15 protein-coding genes and 1 pseudogene are annotated in these 22,360 nt (G+C 67.6%); 14 read left to right on the top strand and 2 right to left on the bottom strand.

Annotated features, from left to right (window positions below):
* Positions 1-143 precede the first annotated feature (143 nt).
* From D7223_RS01950 to D7223_RS01930, 5 genes and pseudogenes are all read left to right on the top strand, one after another.
* A complete protein-coding gene (locus D7223_RS01950; protein WP_120724115.1) occupies positions 144-3,356 on the top strand; it encodes a cytochrome P450 family protein in 3,213 nt (1,070 codons plus the stop codon).
* Positions 3,357-3,895: 539 nt separating this feature from the next.
* Positions 3,896-5,836, top strand: coding sequence for a hypothetical protein (locus D7223_RS01945; protein WP_120724113.1), 1,941 nt, complete (start codon positions 3,896-3,898; stop codon positions 5,834-5,836).
* Between the two features lie 322 nt (positions 5,837-6,158).
* Positions 6,159-6,287, top strand: coding sequence for a hypothetical protein (locus D7223_RS33885; RefSeq protein ID WP_272948666.1), 129 nt, complete (start codon positions 6,159-6,161; stop codon positions 6,285-6,287).
* Between the two features lie 922 nt (positions 6,288-7,209).
* A complete protein-coding gene (locus tag D7223_RS01940; protein WP_420330282.1) occupies positions 7,210-7,965 on the top strand; it encodes a DUF2637 domain-containing protein in 756 nt (251 codons plus the stop codon).
* A 445-nt stretch (positions 7,966-8,410) separates the two neighbouring features.
* A pseudogene (locus D7223_RS01930) lies at positions 8,411-9,322 on the top strand (replication-relaxation family protein); the annotation flags it as partial.
* A gap of 965 nt (positions 9,323-10,287) precedes the next feature.
* Here the strand turns inward: D7223_RS01930 and D7223_RS01920 are convergent.
* Complete coding sequence (locus D7223_RS01920; protein WP_120724105.1) at positions 10,288-10,767, bottom strand: GNAT family N-acetyltransferase; 480 nt, start codon at positions 10,765-10,767, stop codon at positions 10,288-10,290.
* Positions 10,764-13,877, bottom strand: coding sequence for an orotidine 5'-phosphate decarboxylase / HUMPS family protein (locus tag D7223_RS01915; RefSeq protein ID WP_238161491.1), 3,114 nt, complete (start codon positions 13,875-13,877; stop codon positions 10,764-10,766). The genes D7223_RS01920 and D7223_RS01915 overlap by 4 nt, the downstream gene beginning before the upstream one ends.
* A 250-nt stretch (positions 13,878-14,127) precedes the next feature.
* Here D7223_RS01915 and D7223_RS01910 point away from each other — a divergent pair, with 250 nt between their 5' ends.
* From D7223_RS01910 to D7223_RS01870, 9 genes are all read left to right on the top strand, one after another.
* Complete coding sequence (locus D7223_RS01910; RefSeq protein WP_120724103.1) at positions 14,128-14,526, top strand: recombinase zinc ribbon domain-containing protein; 399 nt, start codon at positions 14,128-14,130, stop codon at positions 14,524-14,526.
* 106 nt (positions 14,527-14,632) lie between these two features.
* On the top strand, positions 14,633-16,066 hold the full coding sequence (locus D7223_RS01905) for an APC family permease (protein ID WP_186832186.1): 1,434 nt from the start codon (positions 14,633-14,635) through the stop codon (positions 16,064-16,066).
* Positions 16,063-17,061 carry an acetamidase/formamidase family protein gene (locus D7223_RS01900; protein ID WP_120724101.1) on the top strand — a complete coding sequence of 333 codons (999 nt, stop codon included), beginning with the start codon at positions 16,063-16,065 and terminating at the stop codon, positions 17,059-17,061. Before D7223_RS01905 ends, D7223_RS01900 begins: the two co-directional genes overlap by 4 nt.
* A 6-nt stretch (positions 17,062-17,067) precedes the next feature.
* Positions 17,068-17,742: a GOLPH3/VPS74 family protein gene (locus D7223_RS01895; protein ID WP_120724099.1), complete on the top strand. Its 675-nt coding sequence runs from the start codon at positions 17,068-17,070 to the stop codon at positions 17,740-17,742.
* A 101-nt stretch (positions 17,743-17,843) separates the two neighbouring features.
* Positions 17,844-18,755 (top strand): SAM-dependent methyltransferase, encoded by a 912-nt coding sequence (locus D7223_RS01890; protein ID WP_120725629.1) that lies wholly within the window; start codon positions 17,844-17,846, stop codon positions 18,753-18,755.
* Positions 18,755-19,360, top strand: coding sequence for a deoxynucleoside kinase (locus D7223_RS01885; RefSeq protein ID WP_120724097.1), 606 nt, complete (start codon positions 18,755-18,757; stop codon positions 19,358-19,360). Before D7223_RS01890 ends, D7223_RS01885 begins: the two co-directional genes overlap by 1 nt.
* A 56-nt stretch (positions 19,361-19,416) precedes the next feature.
* On the top strand, positions 19,417-20,445 hold the full coding sequence (locus D7223_RS01880) for a zinc-dependent alcohol dehydrogenase (protein WP_120724094.1): 1,029 nt from the start codon (positions 19,417-19,419) through the stop codon (positions 20,443-20,445).
* Entirely contained in the window at positions 20,435-21,556 is a 1,122-nt protein-coding gene (locus D7223_RS01875) for a DegT/DnrJ/EryC1/StrS family aminotransferase (RefSeq protein ID WP_120724092.1), read from the top strand. Before D7223_RS01880 ends, D7223_RS01875 begins: the two co-directional genes overlap by 11 nt.
* Positions 21,553-22,194: an NUDIX hydrolase gene (locus D7223_RS01870; protein WP_238161488.1), complete on the top strand. Its 642-nt coding sequence runs from the start codon at positions 21,553-21,555 to the stop codon at positions 22,192-22,194. The genes D7223_RS01875 and D7223_RS01870 overlap by 4 nt, the downstream gene beginning before the upstream one ends.
* Positions 22,195-22,360: the final 166 nt, after the last annotated feature.

Below are 22,360 nucleotides of genomic sequence, written 5' to 3'. Positions count from 1 at the left end.
GCCGTCCGGCCGACGTCTACTGTGGCCGCGGTTGTGGATCTTCTCTGTCAAGCAGGTGCTCGGGCGTCGGCCACCGCCATTGAAGCGCCCCGGGTTCTGTGGAGACTAGAGACGTGACGACTAGCCGGACTGACGAGCAGGGTATGCCTGAGCTGCCGCCTGAGGTAGTTGACCGAATCGTTGATGAGTTGTCCTCGCGAGGTGAGAAGGCGGTCACGTGCCTGCGAACCGCAGCCGCGTTAATCAAGCAGGCGGTGGACGACGATCGTGGGCTTCGTTTGGCTGAGAGCGCCGGATACAACCTTCGCGAAGCACTTGACGCCGTGGTCACTGGACGTCCCCCAGTCAGCGGCGGCCTATCCGCGATCCTGGAGGCATGGGCGCGTTACCAGTCGGAGGTGGCCCAGCCCGACGCGGACATGACCGCGTCGTTGAGCGCGTTGGAGGATGCGCTGCACCGCGTCGCGGAGAACCGGGACCGAAGCTCGTACCACGCTGCGCGTCTGCTGGGTTACCTACGCGACAAGACCGGCGTTGATCCTCTTCAAGGGGAAGCGGACCCGATTGGCGAGTACAACCGACTGCGAAACGACGCGAACACGGCCTTGCACGCGGAGTCGGCGCTGGACGCGGTGACGGCGCTGTACGACCGGACAGTGGCTTGGTTCATCCGGATGTTCACACCGCCGGATGCGGTGGTCACCGCGATCAGCGAGCTGGCAGCTGAGCCATGGCAAGGCGTAGAGCAGATTGGCAAGCTGCGGGAACTGGCCACGAACCCGCACCACCTGAGATTGTTCCTCGGACGTCTCACCGACCCCGCCTGGCTCAACCCCGTATACGACGCGGGCCTCCTGAAATTGCCGCAGCCCGATACGGCCTGGCCGGCAGCTAGCTTGCTGGAAGGGCTCGGACGGAGCTCCCCAGATGAAGTGGCGGGCATGCTTGAACGCATGCTCGCCGACTCCAACGTATTGCGGCAGGATCGGCGGCTGGGTGCAAGGTTCGAATTGCTTCGCGTAGCGTCGCAGATCGGGGCGGCTGGACATTCGGTCGTAGGACGGATCGTCGAGCTGCACGCCAACGTTCGGGCCGTTCGGGCGCTCACGTTCGGGGTGGTCAAGCGCGCCGATCCAACAGATCCGGTGGTCCTCCGGGCGGCGGATGCGATGTTGAGCGGCGAGCCGTTCGACCGCGACGACTACTACGCCGGTGCGGTGCTCGACCGGCTGGCAGCCGGGCTCGACGCCGCCAACGTCGTTGAGCGCACGCGAATGCTGTCGGCTAAGGTGCGCCGGCTGGCGCGTCACCCCGACATGCGGTTCGTCGCGCTCGACATCGCCCGGCTGACAGCCGACCTGGGCGAGGAGCGCGGTTACCTCGCCAAGGTCACGCACTACCTGGCTCGAATGGTGTCACGTGCCCGTGAGCTCGGCGTTCCAACCGCAGATCTGCTCGACTGGACGAAGATCATCCCCGGGGCGATCGGCGAGCGGATCACCTGCAGGATCCTGGCGGAGGCAAACGACGTCTCCCTGCAGGACAAGATCGACCACATCACTCAGCGCTTGGCGTCCTCGACTTGTACCGGGGACGATCGCGATCTTGTCACCATCGTGCTCAACGACGATCCGGAGCCTGATGCGCTCGACGCCTGGCGCAGGGCGCTAGGAACGCCCTCCGCCGCGCCGGAAAATCCTGCGTCTGCATTGCCAGACGACTGGGCTCGGGCGTGGCGATGGTCCATGGTGCTACCCGCATCCCTGCTTGCAGCGTGGCGGGAGCCCATAGCCCAAGTTGCCGCCCGGCACGGTGAGCCGGATCCGCATGCCCTCGACCGCAGAAGCGAACGATTCGAGCTGCGCACCGGCCAGTCTCCCCGCAGCGAGGACGAGTTGAATGCGCTCCCAGTCATCGAAGCGGCTGAACTGGTCGCAAGCTGGCGCCCTGACGAGGCCAGCGACGCGAGGATGCTCGGAGCGCGGGAACTTGCCCGAACGCTGGAAGCTGTCGTGAAGGCCAACCCCGATAGATGGTCGATCGACCCAGTCGCAGTCGTCACGGCCCTTCACGAGCCGGTTTACGTGCTCCACTATTTTCGCGCCCTCACCGACGTGGCCGGCGAGATCACGCTCCGCGCGCCGCAGATCCTCAATGCAGCAAAACTGGCGCGGACCACCCGATGGGAACCCGCTCTACTGGGGCGGGACGACTTCGACTTCGAGCCCGGCTGGGATAACGTCGACACCGCCGCCGTGGACCTACTCGTGGCCCTCGCCAACAAGAGCGCAGACCTGACCGGGCACTTGGAGACGGCATGGGCATGGGCCCTCGAATTGATCGACCGCATACCAGACGCAGACGACGACGCAGGCGAGGTTAAGGTTTCGGGTGGCGATTCGGACGCCCTGTTCCATGCGATCAACCATCCGAGAGGCCGTGGACTTCAAGCAGTGCTCGCCCTCGCCGGGTGGGAACGCCGTCAGACCGAGACCATCAGGGCCGAATTCACGCAGCTTCTCAACGAGCTCGTCCGGATGCCCGGACGTGTCGGGATGCAGTACAGGGCGATTCTGGCAGAACATCGAGTGTTCCTCGAGGCAGTCGCGCCCGGGTGGCTTGAGCAGAACACCCCAACGTTGTTCAGCGACGATGACCGCGGACGTGAGACGTTCGATCTGACGCTCAAGTATGCCCGACCGACCTCATGGTTCTATAGGCACTTCCGGAGCCAGATATTCGCCGCCGCCCGAAGAGGCGCTGTCAACGCCGTTGGCTGCCTGCTTGTTGGGGCGCTCAATGGGGAGGACGGCTACTCCAGCGACGCGATCATCGAGGGCCTCCGCGGCGACACCACGGCGTTGGCCAGTGCCGCTAACGAGATCGCGTACTTGGTGCAGTCCAGTCAGCCGGGCACCCCCGAGCTAGAGACTGCCGTCACGTTCTGGCGCGCGTTGCTCGAAGCTGACCGCCGGATCGTTCCAGCCGAGACGCTGCAAGCATCCGGCCGGTGGGCGCTCGTGACCGGTCTCTCCGATGACGTCTGGGCGGAGCAAACGGTTCAGACGTTGGAACTCACCAGCGGGGCCATCGACCTGCCAATCGAGGTGGCGGATCGCTGCAAGGCCGCAACCTCGTCAGGCGATAGCACCAAGATCCTCCTGCTTCTGCTCGGCCAAGGCGAGCCGTGGGAACAGGACTACGTCGCGCGTGCTGGTGTGGAGAAACTCCGGACCCTCGCCCGACGGCAGGTAGACGAGAACTTCTGGCGCCTGCGTACCAGGCTGATCGAACTCGGATACCACCAGGCTGCAGACGTCACGCCAGCCAGCGGCCCTGCACCCAACGACGAGTGACAGCTCGAGTTGCGGGCCCACCGCCGATCCACGGTACGAGGATCTAGCCGGCTTCACAGCGGGCCAGTTCCTGGCCCTCCCTCGTGTGACCGATACGCCCGATGGGCCGGTCGATCAGGCGCAACGGCGGTCGACAACGGCAGCACGAGAAGCCTGCCTGCCAAACCATGCGACACTGCACGAGTGGTTAGAGGTTTCCTGATGCTCAGTTCGTCTCAGCAGAACGAATTCATCAGGGTGATCAGCGACGTATTGCAGGGACGGAGACGAGCACGAAGGTGTTTGGCGAAGCGGGCGAGGCGCTGAGGGTCAACACCGGCCCGTGTTGAGCACGTGTGGATGCTGCGGAAGATGACACTTGCTGTTGGCTGGCCTGACCGATGCCGGCGCTCGCGTCCACCGGCAGGCCACGGCGGGCCGTCGTAGGGCGAGTGCGGTATCGGTTTGCTCTCCCCGGCAGCACCCTGTACGCCCTTCGTGGGGTGCCCGCCGGTGAGTGGGTGACTAGTAAAGTCGTAGGGTCCTCGTAGCATTCGCCTATGAGGCTCGGACGCGTAGCTGAGGTGCTGCGCCGCTCGCGCGACCGGCTCCGGCCTGCGCTGGAAAACCGGGATCGAGGGCATGTCGCCACGTTCGGCGAGGCGGTCGTGTACTTCACGTTCGTGTTCGGGTCGGCGCCCGTGTCGCCACATGCCGTCGCCGAGCGGCTGCTCGCGGCCGAGATCGCGGAGACGGTCACGTCCCCCTTGGACGGTGAAGTGCGGATGGCGCCCCGGTACAGGGAGCTTGTACGGGTGATCCGCGATGCTCAACGGCTCGCAGAGGCCAGTCGTGCTGTGACTGGCGGGCATTGGGCAGGATGGGCCCGCAAACATCCCCTACTGGCGGCCCAACTCGCGATCTCGCTGCTCAGTCGGAAAATGAGGAGTACGACCCGTCGGCCGGCCGATCGTAATGAGGACGACGAAGTTGACAGCCATGAGGATGTCGAGACCAAGATGCTTCGCGTTGTCGACGAGGTCAACGAATCGGTGGCCCACCGTCAGGCGCTGAATGCCATCCAGCACGCCCGCGAAAGGGAGATGTACCAGGCCGCGTACCTTGAGTCCGAACCGTATCTGCGCCTGACTCTCCGCCGAGTGAACTTTGGGCTTTCCGGATTCTCGGATCAGGATAAGTTGGCCGAGGGACAGCAAGGCGATGTGCTGCTCTTGGTGCACCGGTCCGGTGTGCTGCAGCTGACCATAGCAGTCCGGATGCCGCAAGGGCTCAACACCGATCAGTTGATTCCGCGGACAATCGCCTCGGGTGTCGGCCTCCGCTGGACCGAGGTGGTCGAACCTGTGATGGAGGCCGCCTCTCGCAAAGGCGGATACGATCCACGGAGATGGCCCGGAAACTGGCTGGCGGAGATTCAGGAGGGAACCCGCTGGCGGCGCATCGTCCACGCCGATCCAGCGTCGCTCGTGGACCTATTCCGGCTCTACCAGGATGCGATCGTAGAGGCATCGGGCATCGATCCAGGTGATGAATGGTTCTGCCACCCGTTGGTATGCGTCGACCGGCTGGGCTGCTGCGCAACCGAGGTCTTGTGGACCAGACGCCACCGAGAAGAACTCAACGGCATCCTGCTGCGTTACGAGGGGTACCGGGGACTCCGCGAGTCGGCGAGACTGAAGTTGCCGGCGGATAGCTCGATCAGAGACCGTGACTCGGTCTGGCACGGGCATGCATCCACCACGCTCATTTCGTGGGACCAGGAGCGGAAGAGGTTCGACAATCATCTGTCGGCGCTCCTGCTCGTCGAGAATTTCCTCCTGCAGTACTGGCAACTGCGAGCCGTGAACGCGTCATTGGAGGCGGCCGGCACTCAACCCACGGGCACAGTCGCACGCGACCTGCAGCGACGACTCATCTTCGGTCTGCAGGAGTTTCATCGATCTGCGCTCGCGTATGGGGATGCCCAAGACACCGTCCGTGCGCTTCTGCAGTCGTCTGGCGCCGAACGCATGCGGGCGCTGCTGGGAGAACGTCTCGCTCAGCTCGGCTCGATCGTTGCGGCCGAACGGGCGGAGCGGTCCGCCGCTCGGTCGACGGCCGCGGCAGTCGCAGCTTTCGCCGCAGCGGTTGTGTTCGGACTACCCGCCATCGACCAGACCTTCACCATCATCAAGGCCACGCCTGACAACGGCGTTGCGGGATGGCTCACGGAGGCTGGTGCGGCAGCTTCATTCGTCGCCTATCTCGGTGTCCTTGCGGCGCTCCTCGTGGCGCTCGTCCTATACGGGCTACCTAGACGGCGGCCTAGGCCGAGACGAATCCGACCCGCTGGCCTGGAATGGCCCGGCGGGACTATTCGGGTTGTTCGAAGAGACCGGCGGGACAGCGAGAAAACTGGTGAGGGTTCGGCGCTGAAGCCGACGGCGGGCGGCCGGGAAGGTCAACGCTGGCCCGCCGGATCGAAAGACGACGTGGGGTGACGCGAGGTCTCTGTGGCTCGCGACGCCTACCGGTATGCACACTCATGCCGTGATCACGCCGGCTCTCTCTGCCGTGGACTGGCTTCCGACCGCCAGATGGTTCGGTGACGGCGACCGGCACTCACGGACACCGGTCCAAGTGACACTGGACAGCGGCCAGACCCCGTCTCTCCCGGCGGCGGCCACGCACCTGCGCGAGAGAGATGAGCCGGCTGGACCAGTGCGTGTTCGTGTGCGAGTCGCACTCCGACACCGACCATGACTCGAGGGCGAAGCGTCCCCCGTTCGACAGCAGCTTCTGGAACGGCCCGCCCGGCACCGCGTGACCTTCTGCGGGACACTCGCCGAATGGTCACTGGACGCGCTCGGCTGGCTGGGCGGCTTCCGCGCCGACCTGAGCGCCCAGAACGGCATCACCACGCCGGTCCTGCTCACCGTCACCCGCTCCTAGCAGCCCGAAGCCGCCACAACGTGGCCAGACGCTGAGGGTTGACCCACCCGTCTCACTATGTGGACGACTTGGCGAGAATGTTTTGCCGGTGAGGAGTGGACGTGCTGGCACAACGATGGACACAGGCAGACTCATTAGCACTTAGCCGGACCGCTGGCAAGGCTCGGTGGCCGATCCGTTGCAAATCGGGGGTTGACTCCACCGGATCGCCGAGGCGTAATGGAGACACGTTCCCGCAGCGCCGACCGGCGCGGTCGGCCACACATGCAGCGGGCAGGCACCCACCAGAGGGTGCCTGCCGTTGTTCGTGCCGACCCTGCGAAGGGGCGTGCAGAGATGGGAGGCCCCCACATGAAGGACCGTTCGTCGGCGAGTTGAGCCGCCGCAACCACCTGAGCGCTCCTGGTGGCGCTGCCAGTGGTGAGTCTTGATCCTTTGTGGCTCGGCTGGGCCGTCCGCCCTGTGTCCGCCCGTGTTGACCACAGCCTGCTGTGCGGGTTGTGGCGACGCCTGCTGCCCTGCTGCCTGCCCCTGAGCGGGGTTCGGCCTGTTCGTTGACTCGACCACAGGGATGTTTGTCGTCCCCCGCACGCGATGGGTCCGCCCGGCCGGGCGTCACGCGGCAGGGTCGCGCCTGCACGGTAATTGACCGGAAGCCGGGCAGGCGCGGCCTGGGACGGAAGCCCAACCACCTGAAACCACACCCTCCAACCAGTTCTTCGGGAGCAGAACGTGACCTCACACAACAACCACACGGAGGCGGCTGCCACCGCGGCCCGCCTCCACACGACAACGCCGAACGCGGCCGTGCACGCGCCGCCTGAACTCAGGTGGTGGGCCGTTGGCAGCACCTGACCGGCGAACCGCTCGCTCACCTGCCCGACCGGTCTCGGGGCGGGAGCGGTGGGAGGACCGCGTCCAGGTGGCGATCATGTTGTTGATCGGCGGTGCGGCCGGCGCGGCGTCGTTCACGCATGTGCATGACGTCGCCGCCGGGCACGGGCAGCCGGGCTGGCTGGCCTGGGCCGACGCGATCGTCCTCGAATTGATGTCGATCGCCGCAGGGCTGGAGTTGCGCCGCAAGCGGCGCCTGGGCAAACCTGTCGTCTTCCCCGCCGCAGTGCTCGTGGTGGCGGTGTCGCTGTCGCTGGCCGCGCAGGTGGTGGAGGCGGAAGCGTCGGTGATCGGCTGGATCGCCGCCGCCCTACCAGCCCTCGGGTTCCTGGCGATGGTGAAGATCGCCCTCGGCCGCACCGAAGCCCATCCGCCCAACCAGACCGCTCACGCCGAACGGACGAAGCCCGGACCGCCGCCCGCTGTCGACGCGTCGGTCCCGGACACCAGAGCACCGGTACCCGTCACCGCCACCGCGGTCCCGGACTCGCCGACGGCGGTCCCCGCCGTCACGGACCAACCTCCGGCGGTCCCGGACCGCCCGGACCGCGAGGCGTCGACCAGCGAGGACGGTCCGGAGGTCGCCGCACTGGTCCCGGCCGCCCGGACCGCCGCCCGCACCCTCACCGCCGAAGGGACACCGCTGTCCCGCAAGGCCCTCGCCCGACAGCTACGCGCCGACGGGCACCAACTGTCCAACGCCACCGCCTCCACCCTCGTACGCGTCCTGCGCGCCGAGACCACCCCGACCACACCGGATCTGTCACCGCCGGAGGCTGCGTGACAAAACTTCGACCCCACGCCGCCTGTCAGACCGCCCCACCGCTGTCAGACCCGTGCCTGTCAGGAGACCCGGCAGCTGACACAACCTGCCAGACCTGTCAGCGCGTGCCCTTCCGCCCAGCGGCCGGCGCCGCACCGCCACACCCACTCACCTCTACCTGATCGTGGAGCAGCAACAATGATGCCGCAGTACAACGCTCACCTTCGTCGACTGTCCCGTCACCGGCGAGACTCACACACACTCCCGCCTGCTTCTCACCCCGGACCCGGTGTGGTCGGCGGTGTAGGAGTCAGCGTCGATCTCCGTTCTACCGTCCGTCTTGACCCTGACCCCCAATGTGACCCCCCACATCCGCTCACAGCCCAGGTCAACCCGGCTCTCAGCAGTCTGGGACCGCTCCAGACAGACCCTCCAGTCTCGGGTCTCCCCCCAGGGGCTTCTGCCCATGGGTAAACACCTACCGACCGCAGACCCGCTGCTGCGCCTGCAGGCCAGCATCACCGCCCGCGACGACCGGCTCCTGGGCTGGCTCTACGACCACGGCGTGCTCACCACCGACCAGATCGCCGCTGCCCTGTTCCCGTCCCTGGACTTCACCCAACGCCGCCTACGCCGCCTCACCCTGCTGCGGGCGGTCGACCGGTTCCGACCCAACAAAGCAGACGGCGGCTCCCACCCCTACCACTACGTCCTGGACCAACTCGGCTACGACCACGTCCACGCCCAACGCGGACTTCCACGAGGCCGCCGCGACCAAGCCCGCCGCCGCAAACACTCCCTGATCAACCGACCGGACCTGCCGCACCTGCTCGGCGGCAACCAGGTCTTCATCGACCTCGCCGCCCACGCCCGCACCCACCCCGACACCGAGATGGTCCGTTGGCAGCCCGCATCGGCCTACCACGAACCCGGCGCCCTGTACCGCCAAGGCGGTGACCCGCAGATCATCGTCGCCGGAGCGACCGGCTTCCCCCGCCCGGACGGCGCCGGCGTGTGGACCGAGCACGGACGGTCCGTGCCGTTCTTCCTCGAGTACGACACGGGGCTCGAACACCTTCAGGTCCTCATCAACAAGGTCATCAAGTACGAGCGGCTGTACACGATGAGCACCTGGGCATGGCCGGTGCTGTTTCACCTGCCCTCCGCCCGCCGGGAGGCGAACCTGCACCACCGGATCGCCGGCATCGGCCTCGAGACGGTCGTCGCCACCACCACCGGCGACCTGCGCGCCGCCCTCGCCGCCAGCCCCGCACATCAGGTCTGGCAACTGCCCGGCCGCGCCGGCCGTCACCGCCTCATCGACCTGCCCTACACCGACACCCGCCACGACACCGAGTTCCCCACCTACACCCCCCCGACCAGGAAGACCGGGCCGCCTGATGCGGGCGGGGCGGCGCACATGGCGCGTACGGACGGCCCACTCGCCCACACGCGGCCGACCCCGCCCTGCCCGCCCCCAACCCGGGGGGCACCCCTCACCGCCCGCCCTGTGGCCCGCACCGAGGCGACCGGGCCGGGCTGCGCGCCGGGCGGCAGGCGGAGCGGCAGTTCCCGGAAGCTGTCAACGTCTGTCACCGGATGCTGTTCGGCGACAGACGCGACCGGCCCACTCACACCAGCAGCTCGCCATTGTGAGTCGCTGTGAGTGGCGCACGTCTTCACTTCCGCGGCCTCCGGAGCTACAGTCCGCGGCCCTTCACCGACGCCGACCCGCCGCCGTCCGCAGGCTGCGCGATCCGGCGATCGATCTTCAACGAGTTCCTACCACCGCGAAGGAGATCCCCATGGCCCGACACGTCGACCTCACGCCACGAGCCGTCCTGGGAGGGACATGGCCACCCGTCGTGACCAGACATCACGCGCGAACACACCACACCCGTCGCCGCCGACCCCGCCCACGCGGACAACCGGCGGCGAGGCCCCGACCGCACACCCCGACACCCACCCTGCCGTTCTGCCGGGGACGCTGTCGATGGCCCGCTACCTGACCGACCCCGACACCGAAACCGAGATCCAAGCCCTCGCTGCCGAAGCCGGCCTCCCCACCGTCGACCAAGCCGCCACCCTCGCCCGCCTACTCCGCCTCCACCAACCCGCACCGCCACGCGCCGTGTAACCTGCGCCCGCCCCCTTCGGGGCGGGCGCGGCCCGCTTCACCCGAACGCCAACGGTCGTGCACGCGCTGTGTCGTAGCGGCGTCCGGTGTCGCGCCGCTCACGGTCTGCCGCCGCCTGTCCGACGTTGAGACTTGGCGATGTCAGGCATTCCCTACGTCTGGCAAGTAGATGCCCAAGATTCGGCACTAGGGCGGGCCGCTTGTCGCTAGCCGCTGATCGATCGCTCGTACACGGCCCGGTGCTTCCCCGGCCCCTTGTAGTCGTAGATCACGGACACGCCTTGCTCGGTGGTGTCTCCTGAGCGGTTACTGAAGCCCAAGCCGAGCCATGCGCTGTGCGCGTCGTGGTTGTCAGGTTCCGAGGTGAGGAATAGGCGCCGGCACCCCCAGAGGGCGCCTTGGCGATGAACCTCCTCCACGAGCGCCCGCGTGACCCCTTGACGGCGGTGGCTGGGGTGCGTCATCACGTCTTGTAGGTAGATCTGTGATGGGTCGACCTGGCTTCGGAAGGCGATCACGCTGCCGGCGACCTGCCCGTCGATGATGGCGAGTGGGCAGGTGTTGGCGAACAGCGTGGCGTACAGCCAGTAGTCCGATGAGCCCCGCAGCCTGATGTACGGCTCTCCCAGCGCCAGCAGTTTCTCGAGGTCGGGAATCCGGTCGACCGTGAGCGGCGCGATGATCATGAGTGGTGTCCTTCGGTGAGTTCGATCGAAGCGGCGAGGTCCCGGGCGGCGACGGTGGGATCCAGGGAGTCGGTGACTCCGCGACCGACGACGAGGATGTCCCATGAGCGTCGTCGGCTGGCCTCAACGTCGGTGGGTTCGAAACCACCGGAGACCGCGACCGGCAGCTTCGTCCACGACCTGATGAGTTGTGCCTGGTCGAGAGGGTGAAAGCCGGCCACGCCCAGGTCGATGTTCGTGGTGATGGCGAAGCCGTCGACTCCCGCGCGTTCCATGTCCTGCACCCAGCCCTGGACCAGCCGGCCCTCGGGCACGTCGATCATGATGGGGACGCCCAGGCGTCTGCTCGCTTCGGCCGCTGCGGACACGCTGGCGATGCTGGCGGGTCCGATGAGCAGTACGACGTCGGCGCCGGCTTCGGTCGCGAGGACCACCTGGTCGCGTCCCCAGTCTGCGGACATCATCTCGGCGACGATCCACGCACCAGGGGTTCGCTGCTTGATGGCACTGATGGCTTGGACGCCGACGCTCTTGATGAGCGGATCGCCGATCTCGATGAATTGCACTCTCGCAGTGGCGGCGGCCTGGGCGACGGCGATGGCGTGGTCGATGTCGCGGACGTCGAGTGCGACCTGGAGGGCGCGTCCGCCTCGTAGACGCCGGAAGGCCTCCTTGCTGATGCCTGTGGCTGCGCTCGTGGCGATGTCGTGTCGGTCGAGCAGGTTGGCTTCGGTGCGAACGAGCCAGTCGGTCGAGGCGACGCCCTGGCTGATCAGGGCGGACTGGACGTTCGTGGGTAGCCTCAGGGCGCCGGTGCGGATTTCTCGGAGCAGGCCGAACAGGGCGCTAAGGGAGGAATCCGCGTCCTGGAGCGGTTCCCTGCCGCACTTCAGTAGAAGCCGCTGCGCGGCGATTCGGACGTTTCGAGGGCCATCACGCCATGCTTCTTGGCCCCGGATGACCAGTTCGGCGGCCGAGTCGTTGTCTGCGACCTTGGAGGACAGCCCATGGAGGAGGCGTTCGCGGACGTGCCAGTTCCGGTCTTCGAGGAGAGTGGCGACCAGGTGTTCCAGGCCGGGTGCGGTCGACCGACCGACGGCGTCGGCGACGGTGGCGCGGACCTTGTAGTCGCGGTCCGCGGCCAATGACTCCATGATCGAGATCATCGTCTGATGTGGGATCGCGTGGCCCGCTCGGATGCCCTCGGCGAGGGCGGCGCGGGCTCGCCAGTCGGGGTGAGCCAGGAGTGCCTTCAGCTCCTGGGAACTGCCGTCGTCAGCGGCGAGGAAGACGTAGAAGTGTCGGGCGAGGAACACCGCGTCCTCTACGGTGTCGAGTTGCGCGAGACGGACGAAGTCCTGGACGGCCGCGATGGGCAGCTGCCTCTCGACGCACGCCACGATGTCGGACCAGACTGCCGGGCCGAAGCGGCGCAGTACCCGCAGCATCCATCGGGGGTACTCCGCGCCCAGCGCGGTAGCTGCTGCGTTGGTGTGCAGGAGGGCTCTGGCGAGCTGCAGGCCATTGTCGTGCAGACATCGAGAGGCGCACACGCGCAGCACCTCAGCCGTGGCGAAGGCTGGGCTTTCGCCGGTGAGTTCGAGCATCAGGGGCAGCGTCTCGGTGATGCTGAGCGACGGCGATTGAGCGACGGCGGCCAGCAGCTCCGGTGACGTCGCGTCCAAACCCTGCAGTAGGAATTCCAGGACGCCTCGCAAGTCGCCTGATGTGCTCGTGCGAGCGGCAAGGTCGTTGAGCAGCTCGATGGTGATCGTCGAGCGACCGTGAGACTCGATGAGCTGGGCGAGCCACCGTGCGAAGAGATACTCACGAATCACGTCGTGATGGAACGTCAGGCTGCCGGACAGGCCGGACCGCACGAGTCTCGCGATCGGGGAAGCGGTGAGGCCGCCGATATTCCCTGGCGGGTCGGCTTCGATCGCAGGAAGCAGATGGTGCGGCCATGCCGCAGCGAGCTGCCTTCGCGCGACTGCCGTCAGGTCCGCCGTCGCATGGTCGACGTCCAGGCCCGCTGCCCTCAAGATCGAGGCGACGCAGAATTCCACGAGACGGTAGGCGTTGGGTTGCCCGAGCGGCTCAGTTGACCTGGCAGCCCGGATGAGGCTCATGTACAGCGGCAGGCGCGCCAGGTTGCGAATCTTCGGAGGCAGGGCGTCGAAAGAAGGCTCGTCGGAACGCCGCTGCGCGTTCCACACCTCTCGGGCGGTGCCGGCGTCCCAGCGGTCCAGCGGCAGCGAAGGGCCGGCACCGTGATCCTGATTAGGCATGATCGCTGCCGACAGGACGGGGTAGGGCGCGAGCTCGATCTCCGGCGGGGTGCGCAGTACGAGGAAGAACCTCAGGTTGCCCGAAAGCACCTGCCGCAGCGTGCCGTCTAGCTGTCGGCAGACCTTGTCCACCACGGCGCGGGACTGCGGGCTGTCGACGACAACGAGCAGCGGCCTGGACAGGTGCTGGCTCTCATCTTCCAGGGTCAGCTGTGGATCCTCGCCGGCTTGCTGGGAGCCGTAGCGCAGTATCTCCCGCGCCAGGTCGATGTCCGCGGTCCACGAGTCCGCGGTCAGCAGTTGAACATCGACTCCGGGGGCCTGCGACGCTAGATGGCGGGTGAAGCTGGTCTTGCCACAGCCTGGGGGGCCCGTGATCAGGTAGACGCGCGCGGTCGAGGCGAGGAAGTCCGCAACCAGGCGCTGAACGTCGGCTGGGGGCGTATACGCGAGATCATCGGGGTGTTGGCCACCGAGCGTCGCGAGGACGGCGGCCGTTCGTTCTTGGGAACGGGTACCGAGATCTTGCCTCGTGGGCTGGCTGCCGTCGGCCGGCACGGTCGAGGCGCTCAGATCTGCGGTCGCTGACGCCTTGAGGGTTTGGGCGAACCGCTGCTTGACCTCGGTCGGCGACCTGGCCAGATCGACATCGAGCATCTGCTGGGTCTCGTAGCGCATGCGGGTGGCGGCACCGCGCTTTTCCCAGTTGGAGATGGCCGCTGGATTGACGCCCAGGTGCTCGGCGAATCCGCGCACGCTCATGCGTAGAGCCAGGCGTAATGCTTTCGCCTCGCGGCCGGTCCACCGCCGTACCGTCTCCACGGGATTGCCCCCAGGCTATGCACGCAGCGTCATTGTCGCAGTCGGCAGCGTAGTAGACGACGGCGGGCGTAGACGAGCTGAAACTAGGACAACACTAGAACGTCCACGCGTCGTCAGGGGACGGGCCGGACCCGCAGGCTGGTCACACAGACAACCACGGCGATGGATTGGGCGATTCGGACCTCGGCACACCCCCACCGCTGTGGCCGGCCCTCGCGTTTGCGAGCAGCGGTGATGGTGGAGGTGCCCCGTGGCCATTGACGTGCGAAGCGAGGACGTGCGCGACCGCGTTCGCCGTGCCGCGTCCGGGCGCAGCGGTGAACGGCAGGCGCAGCCCAAACCGCTTGTCTCGGGGGCCTTCACCCTTGAGGGGCTGCTGCTCTGCCGTGGTTGCGGCACGTCGCTGCAGCCTGTGCGGATGCTCGGTCAGCGTGCCTACCGAGGGCCCTGCGGTTGTCGGCTGACCGCCGTGGATGCCGAGGACATCGAACAGCTGGTGCTGGAGGCGGTGGCGGTGCCGGGGTTGGTGGCGGACGCGGCGCCTGAGGAACTCGGTGGCATTTTCCGCCGCTTGTTCGTCGCCGTGCGGGTCGGGGGCTGCGCCCAGGACTTGTCCATCGTCTGGCGCCTCCAGCAGCCGATCCAGTAGTTCCTGGCTACGCGTCTGCCTGCTGAGCCGCTGCCGCCGCTTAGCCAGCTCCATTACCGCCGCGAGAGCGCCGGCATCGATGACCGACAGGAAGGAACGAAAGACCATGTACACCAGGCAGACAGCGCCTCCACCGGAGATTGGCGTGGCGCAGGTGCCGCCGGACTCGTCGCGGTTCGGGTATCGGCCTGAGCTGCGCCGCTCACTCGGCTTCGCCGACCTGCTCTTCTACGGGTTGGTGTTCATGGTGCCGATTGCGCCGATGGGCATCTTCGGATCCGTCTACGCAGGTGCCGGCGGGATGGTCGCGCTGGCGTACGTCATCGGCATGGTGGCGCTGGTGTTCACCGCCGCCTCGTACGCCCAAATGGTCAAGGCGTTTCCCCTGGCCGGCAGCGTCTACAACTACGCGGGGCGAGGGATCGGCGCACCGGTCGGCTTCCTCGCGGGCTGGGCCATCCTGTTGGACTACGTGCTGGTGCCGAGCCTGCTGTACCTGATCGCGGCGGTAGCGATGCACTCCACCGTGCCGGCGGTTCCCGTTTGGGTGTGGCTGGTCGGCTTCGTGCTGCTCAACACGGTGGTCAACTACCGGGGCATCCGGATGACCGCCCTCATTACCCGCGTGATGCTCATCGGCGAGGTCATCGTCCTGGTGATCTTCCTCGCCGCAGCCGGTCGTGCTCTCGCGCAGGGCAAGGGACAGGGCTTTTCCTGGACGCCGCTCTACAACCCTGACACGTTCACCTGGACCCTGGTGTTCGGCGCGGTGTCGATCGCCGTGCTCAGCTTCCTCGGCTTTGACGGCATCTCCATGCTCGCCGAGGAGAACAAGGGCGGCGCGGGACAGATCGGCCGTGCCATGGCCGCCGCGCTGGGCGTGGCCGGACTGCTGTTCATCACCCAGACCTGGATGGCCGCGCTGCTGGTGCCCGACCCGGGCGGCCTGCTCGCGAACGGTGACCCGGACGGGACGGCGTTCTACGACGCCGCGCGAATCGCCGGTGGACCCTGGCTCGCCACCCTGTGCGCGGTCGCCACCGCCGTCGCCTGGGGCGTGGCGAACTCCCTCGTCGCGCAGGTCGCCACCTCGCGGCTGCTGTACGCCATGGCCCGCGACCGGCAACTGCCGAAGTTCCTGGCCACGGTGTCGGTACGCCACAGCGTGCCCACCCACGCCATCACCCTCACCGCCGTCGTGTCGCTGGCGATCGGGCTCTACATGAACTGGCGCACCGACGGCATCACGCTGCTGTCCAGCCTGATCAACTTCGGCGCGATGACCGCGTTCCTCGTACTGCACCTCGCCGTCGTCTGGCACTACCTGGTCCGCCGCCGTAGCCGCAACTACGTCGCGCACCTGATCCTTCCGGGAATCGGGTTCACGATCCTCGCCTACGTCGTGGTCAACGCCAACGTGGCCGCCCAACGCCTCGGCTTCGTCTGGCTCATCCTCGGCCTGCTGACCCTGGCCGGTCTGTACGCCGCTGGTCGTCGCCCCGAGCTCTCCGGCCTCGCCAGCGGAAGGGAGTCGGCATGACCAGCACGGTCACCTACCAGCCGACCGAGAACGAACTGCGCCACACCTTCGGCACCCACCCGGCGGTTGCCGAGATCAAACCCGGCAGCCTCCTGGTCACCAGCACCGAGGACTGCTTCGGCGGCACCGTACTCACCGTCGACGACCTGCCCTCAAAGGTGTGCCAGGCGTTCAACCCCGTCACCGGCCCCTTCCACGTGGCCGGGGCGGAACCCGGCGACACCCTCGCGTTGCACTTCGCGGCCATCACCCCCGCCCGCGACTGGGGCATGTCCGCCACCTTCCCGCACTTCGGAGCACTGACCGGCACCCACACCACAGCGATGCTGCACCCGCCGATCGAGGAGCGAGTCTGGCGCTACACCATCGACACCACCGCCGGCACCGTCACCTACCACGCCCGCCGCTCCGACCACACGATCGTCATGCCCCTTGAGCCAATGCTCGGCACCGTAGGAGTCGCCCCAGGCGGCGGGGAAGCACGCTCCACGATCGCGCCCGACGCGCACGGCGGCAACCTTGACACCCCGGAGGTCCGCCCAGGAGCCACCGTCTACCTCGGCGTCAACGTCCCCGGCGCGCTGTTCGCTATCGGCGACGGCCACGCCCGCCAAGGACAGGGCGAGGTGTGCGGCGTCGCGGTGGAGACCGCCATGAACGTCACCATCGCCGTCGACCTGATCAAAGGCGTGACCACACCATGGCCGCGCATCGAGACCGACCACCGGATCATCTCGATCGGCGCCGCCCGCCCCCTAGAGGACGCGTACCGAATCAGCCAGCACGACCTGATCACCTGGACGGCACAACTGACCGGACTGGAACTGCTCGACGCCTACCAGCTCGTCTCACAGGCCGGCCGCGCCGCACCCGGCAACGTCTGCGACCCGCTCTACACCATGCACGCCGCCCTCACCAAAGCCGTCCTGGCGGGCGCGAGCCCTTACAGCGGGGTGCACCAGCGGCTGCGCCGCATCGCCGAGCCGGCCCGGTGACCCGCCATGAGCCACGCCGCCTTCGACACCCCGCCGGTCCGCCTCCCGCTGCGCGTCGAGCTGTTCGTACTGACCCACAACGACAGCGGCGCTCCGCTGGCTCACCTGCCGTCCCTGTCGCTCGCGCTGGCCGGAGCCATCCTCACCAACCTGGTCGCACCGATCGAGCGGGTACGCGTCGTCGGCGACGCCGCCATCGCCGTGCACCGGCAACCCACCGGCGATCCGGTCGCCGACTGGGCCCTGACGTTCCTGGCCCGCCACCACCATTCGCTGTCCGTCCGTGAAGCCGTACGGCTACTCGGCGAGCACGCCTACGACAAGGTCACCGCAGGGCTCATCGCCGGCGGCCTGGTCGAGCAAGTCACCAGACGCCGCATGCTCGGCCGGGCCATCGCCTACCCGCCGACAGACCCCGCGGTCATCCACCGCGTCCGCGGGCGCCTGCGCTACGGCGTCCTCGGCTACGACGACCCCGACCCGCAAACCGACGCTCTCGCCGGTCTACTACGGGCCCTGCGACTCGAATCCGAGCTCTACCTCGACGGCTTCGACACCGACCTACGCGACCGACTCCGCCAGATGCTCGCCCGCGCCGGACACCACACACCCGCCACCGAAAAGATCATCTGCGCCGTCGAAGACCTCATCGGCGAAACCGCCGTATCGGTGTACCGATGAGCAGCCACGACACCGCCACAAGCATCGGGCAGCCACCACCACCGAGGGCGATCACAAACGCCCAAGCCAGCACCTGGGGAACGACCATGGGAACCGAGGCGATGAGCTGGGCACCCGCCGAGCTTGACCTGAGCCGCCCGAACGCCGCGCGAATGTACGACTACTTCCTCGGCGGCAGCCACAACTTCGCCGCCGACCGTCAAGCCGCCGACGCCGTCCTGGCCGTCGCACCCCACGTCGCCGATGCTGCCCGCGCCAACCGAGCGTTCCTGCGCCGCGCCGTCCAATACGCGCTAAAGCAGGGCATACGCCAGTTCATTGACCTCGGCTCAGGCATACCGACCGTCGGCAACGTTCACGACATCGCTCACTCCGTCGACGCTGACGCGCGGGTGCTCTACGTCGACGTCGAGCCGGTAGCCGTGGCACACGCCAGGGCCCTACTCGGAGTCGATCCGCGAGTGGACGTCATCCAGGCCGACATCTGCTTCCCGGACTTCATCATCGACAACCCCACCACCCAACGGCTGATCGACCTCGACCGCCCGATGGCCGTCCTGTTCGTCTCGGTACTGCACTTCATCCCCGGCGACGTCAACGCCATCGTGGAACCCTTCCGCGCCGCAATGAGTCCCGGCAGCGCCCTCGTCATCTCCCACGCGACCTCCGGCACGGCCACCAGCCAGACCGAGGAGGTCCAGCGGCTGTACCAGCGCACCCCCACCCCCCTTCAACTCCGCCACCTCGCCGACGTCCAAGCGCTGTTCGGTGACTTCGCCATGGTCGCGCCCCAACCCGGCGCAGCATCGCGCGCGGACCGCGCCGCGCTCGTCCCGGTGTCTCACTGGCGCCCTGAACCTAAGGACCACCTCGCGGCGCGGGGCCAGCCGGCGAGCCCCTTCCTCGCCAACTTCCTCGCCGGGGTTGGCATGAGAGGACCCGCTGTCATGACGGAACAGCCAAAGCCAGAACCCGCCAAGCGACAGGCATCCCGGCAAGAGGGCCAACGCTGATGTTCATCGGACTCGCCGGGCCAACGGGTGCCGGCAAGACGACCCTCGCACAGCGACTCGCCGAGCGCCTCGGAGCGCGCCTGATGCGCGACCCGTTCGTCGACAACCCCGCTCTACCGAAGCTCTACGCCTCCGGGAAGACCTGCACCGTGGCCCTGGCTCTCCAGGTCGAGTTGACCTTCCTGGCGCTGCGCGTCGCTCAACTTCGCGAGATCCACGAGCTACTCACCCAGGGCACAGCCGTCGTGGCGGACTGGTCCATGGCGCAGCAGGTCGTCTTCGCCCACACCACCCTGCCGCCCGAGGACGCCAGCCGGGTGAGGAAGACCTGCGTCACCTGGAGCGACGCCGCCGCACGACCCGACCTTCTCATCGCACTGACCGCCCCGGCGCCGGTCCTGGCCCGCCGGGTCGCGCAACGCGGCAGACCCATGGAGTCCGCGCTGTCCACCGCCTACCTCGAATACCTCACCCACGCCTTCGACACACCGCTCGGTGACTACGCCAGCCGAGTTATCCGGCTCGACACCAGCGAGTTCGACGCCTTCAACGACGAAGACGTCAACGCGCTCCTTGCCCGCCTACCAGCCCTGGAGAGGTCATGACCGAAACCGACGTCGCACAGCCACGCACTGCCCACGCGCCTCCCTGCAGCAGGGTCATGATCACCGGTCCGGGCCAGGTGGAGATCGTTCGAGAGCACCTGCCCGCACTCGGCCCCGACGCCGTCTACGCCGAATCGGTCGTCTCCGGCATCAGCCACGGCACCGAGATGGCCTGGGTGGCCGGCGACGCCGCCGCGCTACACCGGTCCTGGGACTCGCAGCGACGCATCTTCCTCGACGGTGCCGGGCGGGACTTTCCGGTAGCGCCGGGCTACGAGACCATCGCGCGGGTCACCGCCGTCGGCGAGGCCGCTGTCGGCAAAGTGAGCATCGGTGACCTCGTCACCCTTGATCGCCCGCACGGCACCGCGCACATCGTTCCCGCGGACGCTGCCGTCGCCAGCCGGTTGCCGGCCGGTGTTGACGCCGAACGCGCCGTCTTCTTCATCTTGGCGCGGGTCGCCCTCGGCGGCGTGCACGACGCCGAGGTACGCCTCGGCGACACCGTCGTCGTGGTCGGGCTCGGCACCGTCGGCCTTCTCGCCGGCCAACTCGCGCGGCTCGCCGGAGCCGCCAAGGTCATCGGAGTGGACCGCTACCCGCTACGCCTGGACACCGCCGACTCCCTCGGCATCACACCCGTGCACGCCGCCACCGACGACGACATAGCGGTACAGGTGCGCAAGCTCTGCGGCCCACAGGGCGCGGACGTCGCCATCGAAGCCTCCGGCTCGTATGGCGGCCTGCACGAGGCGATCCGCTGCGTCCGGATAGGCGGCCAGGTCGCGACCGTCGCCTCCTACCACGGCGACCAGAACGGCCTACGGCTCGGCGAGGAGTACCACCGCAACCGCATCACCCTGGTCTCCTCCATGACCGTCAACGGCTGCCCACAGCGCGCCTATCCCGCCTGGGACCTGCCCCGACTCAGCGCCACCGCCCGAGACCTCGTCATCAGGGGGCACGTGCATGTCGACAGCCTGGTAACCCACCGCTTCCCCTTCGACCAGGCGGCCGAGGCGTACCACCTGATCGCCCAGCGCCCCGAGGAGACCATCAAGGTGGTGCTGACCTATGACAAGTAGCAGCCACGACGTCCTCAACCCCGTCGACGACCGGTACACCCCCGCGCCCTGCGGCGAACTGGACGAAATTCGCGCCACCCTCGACGACGGCCGCCTCTCCGGCGGCGCCCCCGTGCTCACTATCTACGAACACGCGCTCGCCAAGCGCTTCGGCGCCCGCCGCGCCATCGCCGTCAACTCGGGAACCTCCGCGCTGCACGCCGCGCTCATCGCCCTCGACGTCCGACCCGGCACGGAAGTCCTGGTCCCCGCCACCGCACCCCTGCCGACCGCCATGCCGGTACTCACCTGCGGAGCCACACCCGTCCCCGTCGACACCCTGCCCGAATCCCTCGCCCTCGACCCCGCCGACATCCAGCGCAAGCTCACCGGACGCACCCGCGCCGCCATCACGCTCCCACTCTGGGGCTATCCCAACGACGAAAGAGCCAGCGCAGACCTCCTCGCCCAAGCCGGAGTGCCCGTCATCGAGGACGCATGCCAAGCTCACGGCACCCGAGTCGGCAACCAGTTCGCCGGCACCCACGGCGCAGTCGGCTGCTTCTCCACCCACGACCGCAAGCTCCTATCCACCGGCGAGGGCGGCTTCGTCCTCACCGACGACGAGGAACTCGGCGAGCGCATCGACTGGTACACCCACCTCGGCCACCTGCGCGGCACCACCCACGGCGTCAACTACAAGCTCGCCGGCCCCCTGGCCGCCATCGGCCTGCGCCGTCTCAAGCTCCTCGATGGCCAACTCGACCGACGCCGCCACAACGCCCAACGCATCCTCGCCGCGCTGCCTCCCGGCGGCCTGCTGCGGGAACTGCCGTACGGGGTCCAGGACAAGCCGAACTACTACAACCTCGTCCTCACCATCAAGGACCGCATCCCCCAAGTCGCCGCCGCGTTCGAAGCCGCCGGCCTCCCACCCGACTCGATCCGGTGGCGCTACCGGCCGCTGTACCACCAGCCCATCTTCCAGCCCTACGCCAACCAGAGCCCCAACGCCGAACACCTCGCCACGACCACCGTCCAGCTCCCAGTTCACCCCGGAATGACGGACGCGACCGTAGCGTGGATGGCCGACCGCGTAGCCCAGATCGCCCAGGGAGAAACCCGAGCATGATCCGTCATTTCACCAGCTCAGCCATCGTCTTCAATGACGAGGGCCACGTCCTGCTCGTGCACCACAACAAGATCGACCTGTGGCTGTACCCCGGTGGGCACATCGACCCCAACGAAGACCCCGCCGAGGCTGCGCTCCGCGAGGTGCATGAGGAAACCGGAATCATCGCGGACATCCTCGGCCCCCAGCCGTTCCGGCACCCCGCCGTACGAAGCATCCCGAGCCCGTTCGCCATCATCGAGATGGACATCGAAGACCGCAAGGTCGGACCACACCGGCACATCGACTTCGTCTACATCTGCCAAGCCAACAGCGGCAACCTGACGGCTCAAGTCGAAGAGGTTGGTGGCGCCAAGTGGGTATCCGTTGAGGACTTGGCAGCTCTCCCTACGCCTGCCGAACTCCCCGCTCTCATCACCGAAGCCGCCAGGTTGCTTCCTCAACCGGCTCGAGAGCTCCGGCGGCGAGAACCAAGCGGAGGACGCTGGCGCAGTTTCCCGGCGCCCTCCGGGACGCCTGACCAACCACCACAGATCACCGAAATGTCGGGGAAGGCGGACATCCCGTGGAAGACGGGTCGATCGATCGGCGGAGCCGGCCTCTACCGATCGACAAGAATGACTTACCGCCCCATGTGATCGATCAGATCAAACTGGTCGTGGACCGAGTACGGCGGCGACTGCTCGATGCCGCCCTCGACGGACTGCGCCACTTGGAACCCGGTCGCGGGCGGGACCGCTGCGGATCTACGTCCCACGATCGCACGTCGGAACCAGCGGAGTTGATCCGCCTCGCCACAATTCC

Origin of the sequence: Micromonospora endolithica, from assembly GCF_003626595.1 — a bacterium.
In the GTDB taxonomy this organism is placed as follows: Bacteria; Actinomycetota; Actinomycetes; order Mycobacteriales; family Micromonosporaceae; genus Micromonospora; species Micromonospora endolithica.
This window is presented reverse-complemented; position numbering and strand designations above follow the sequence as displayed.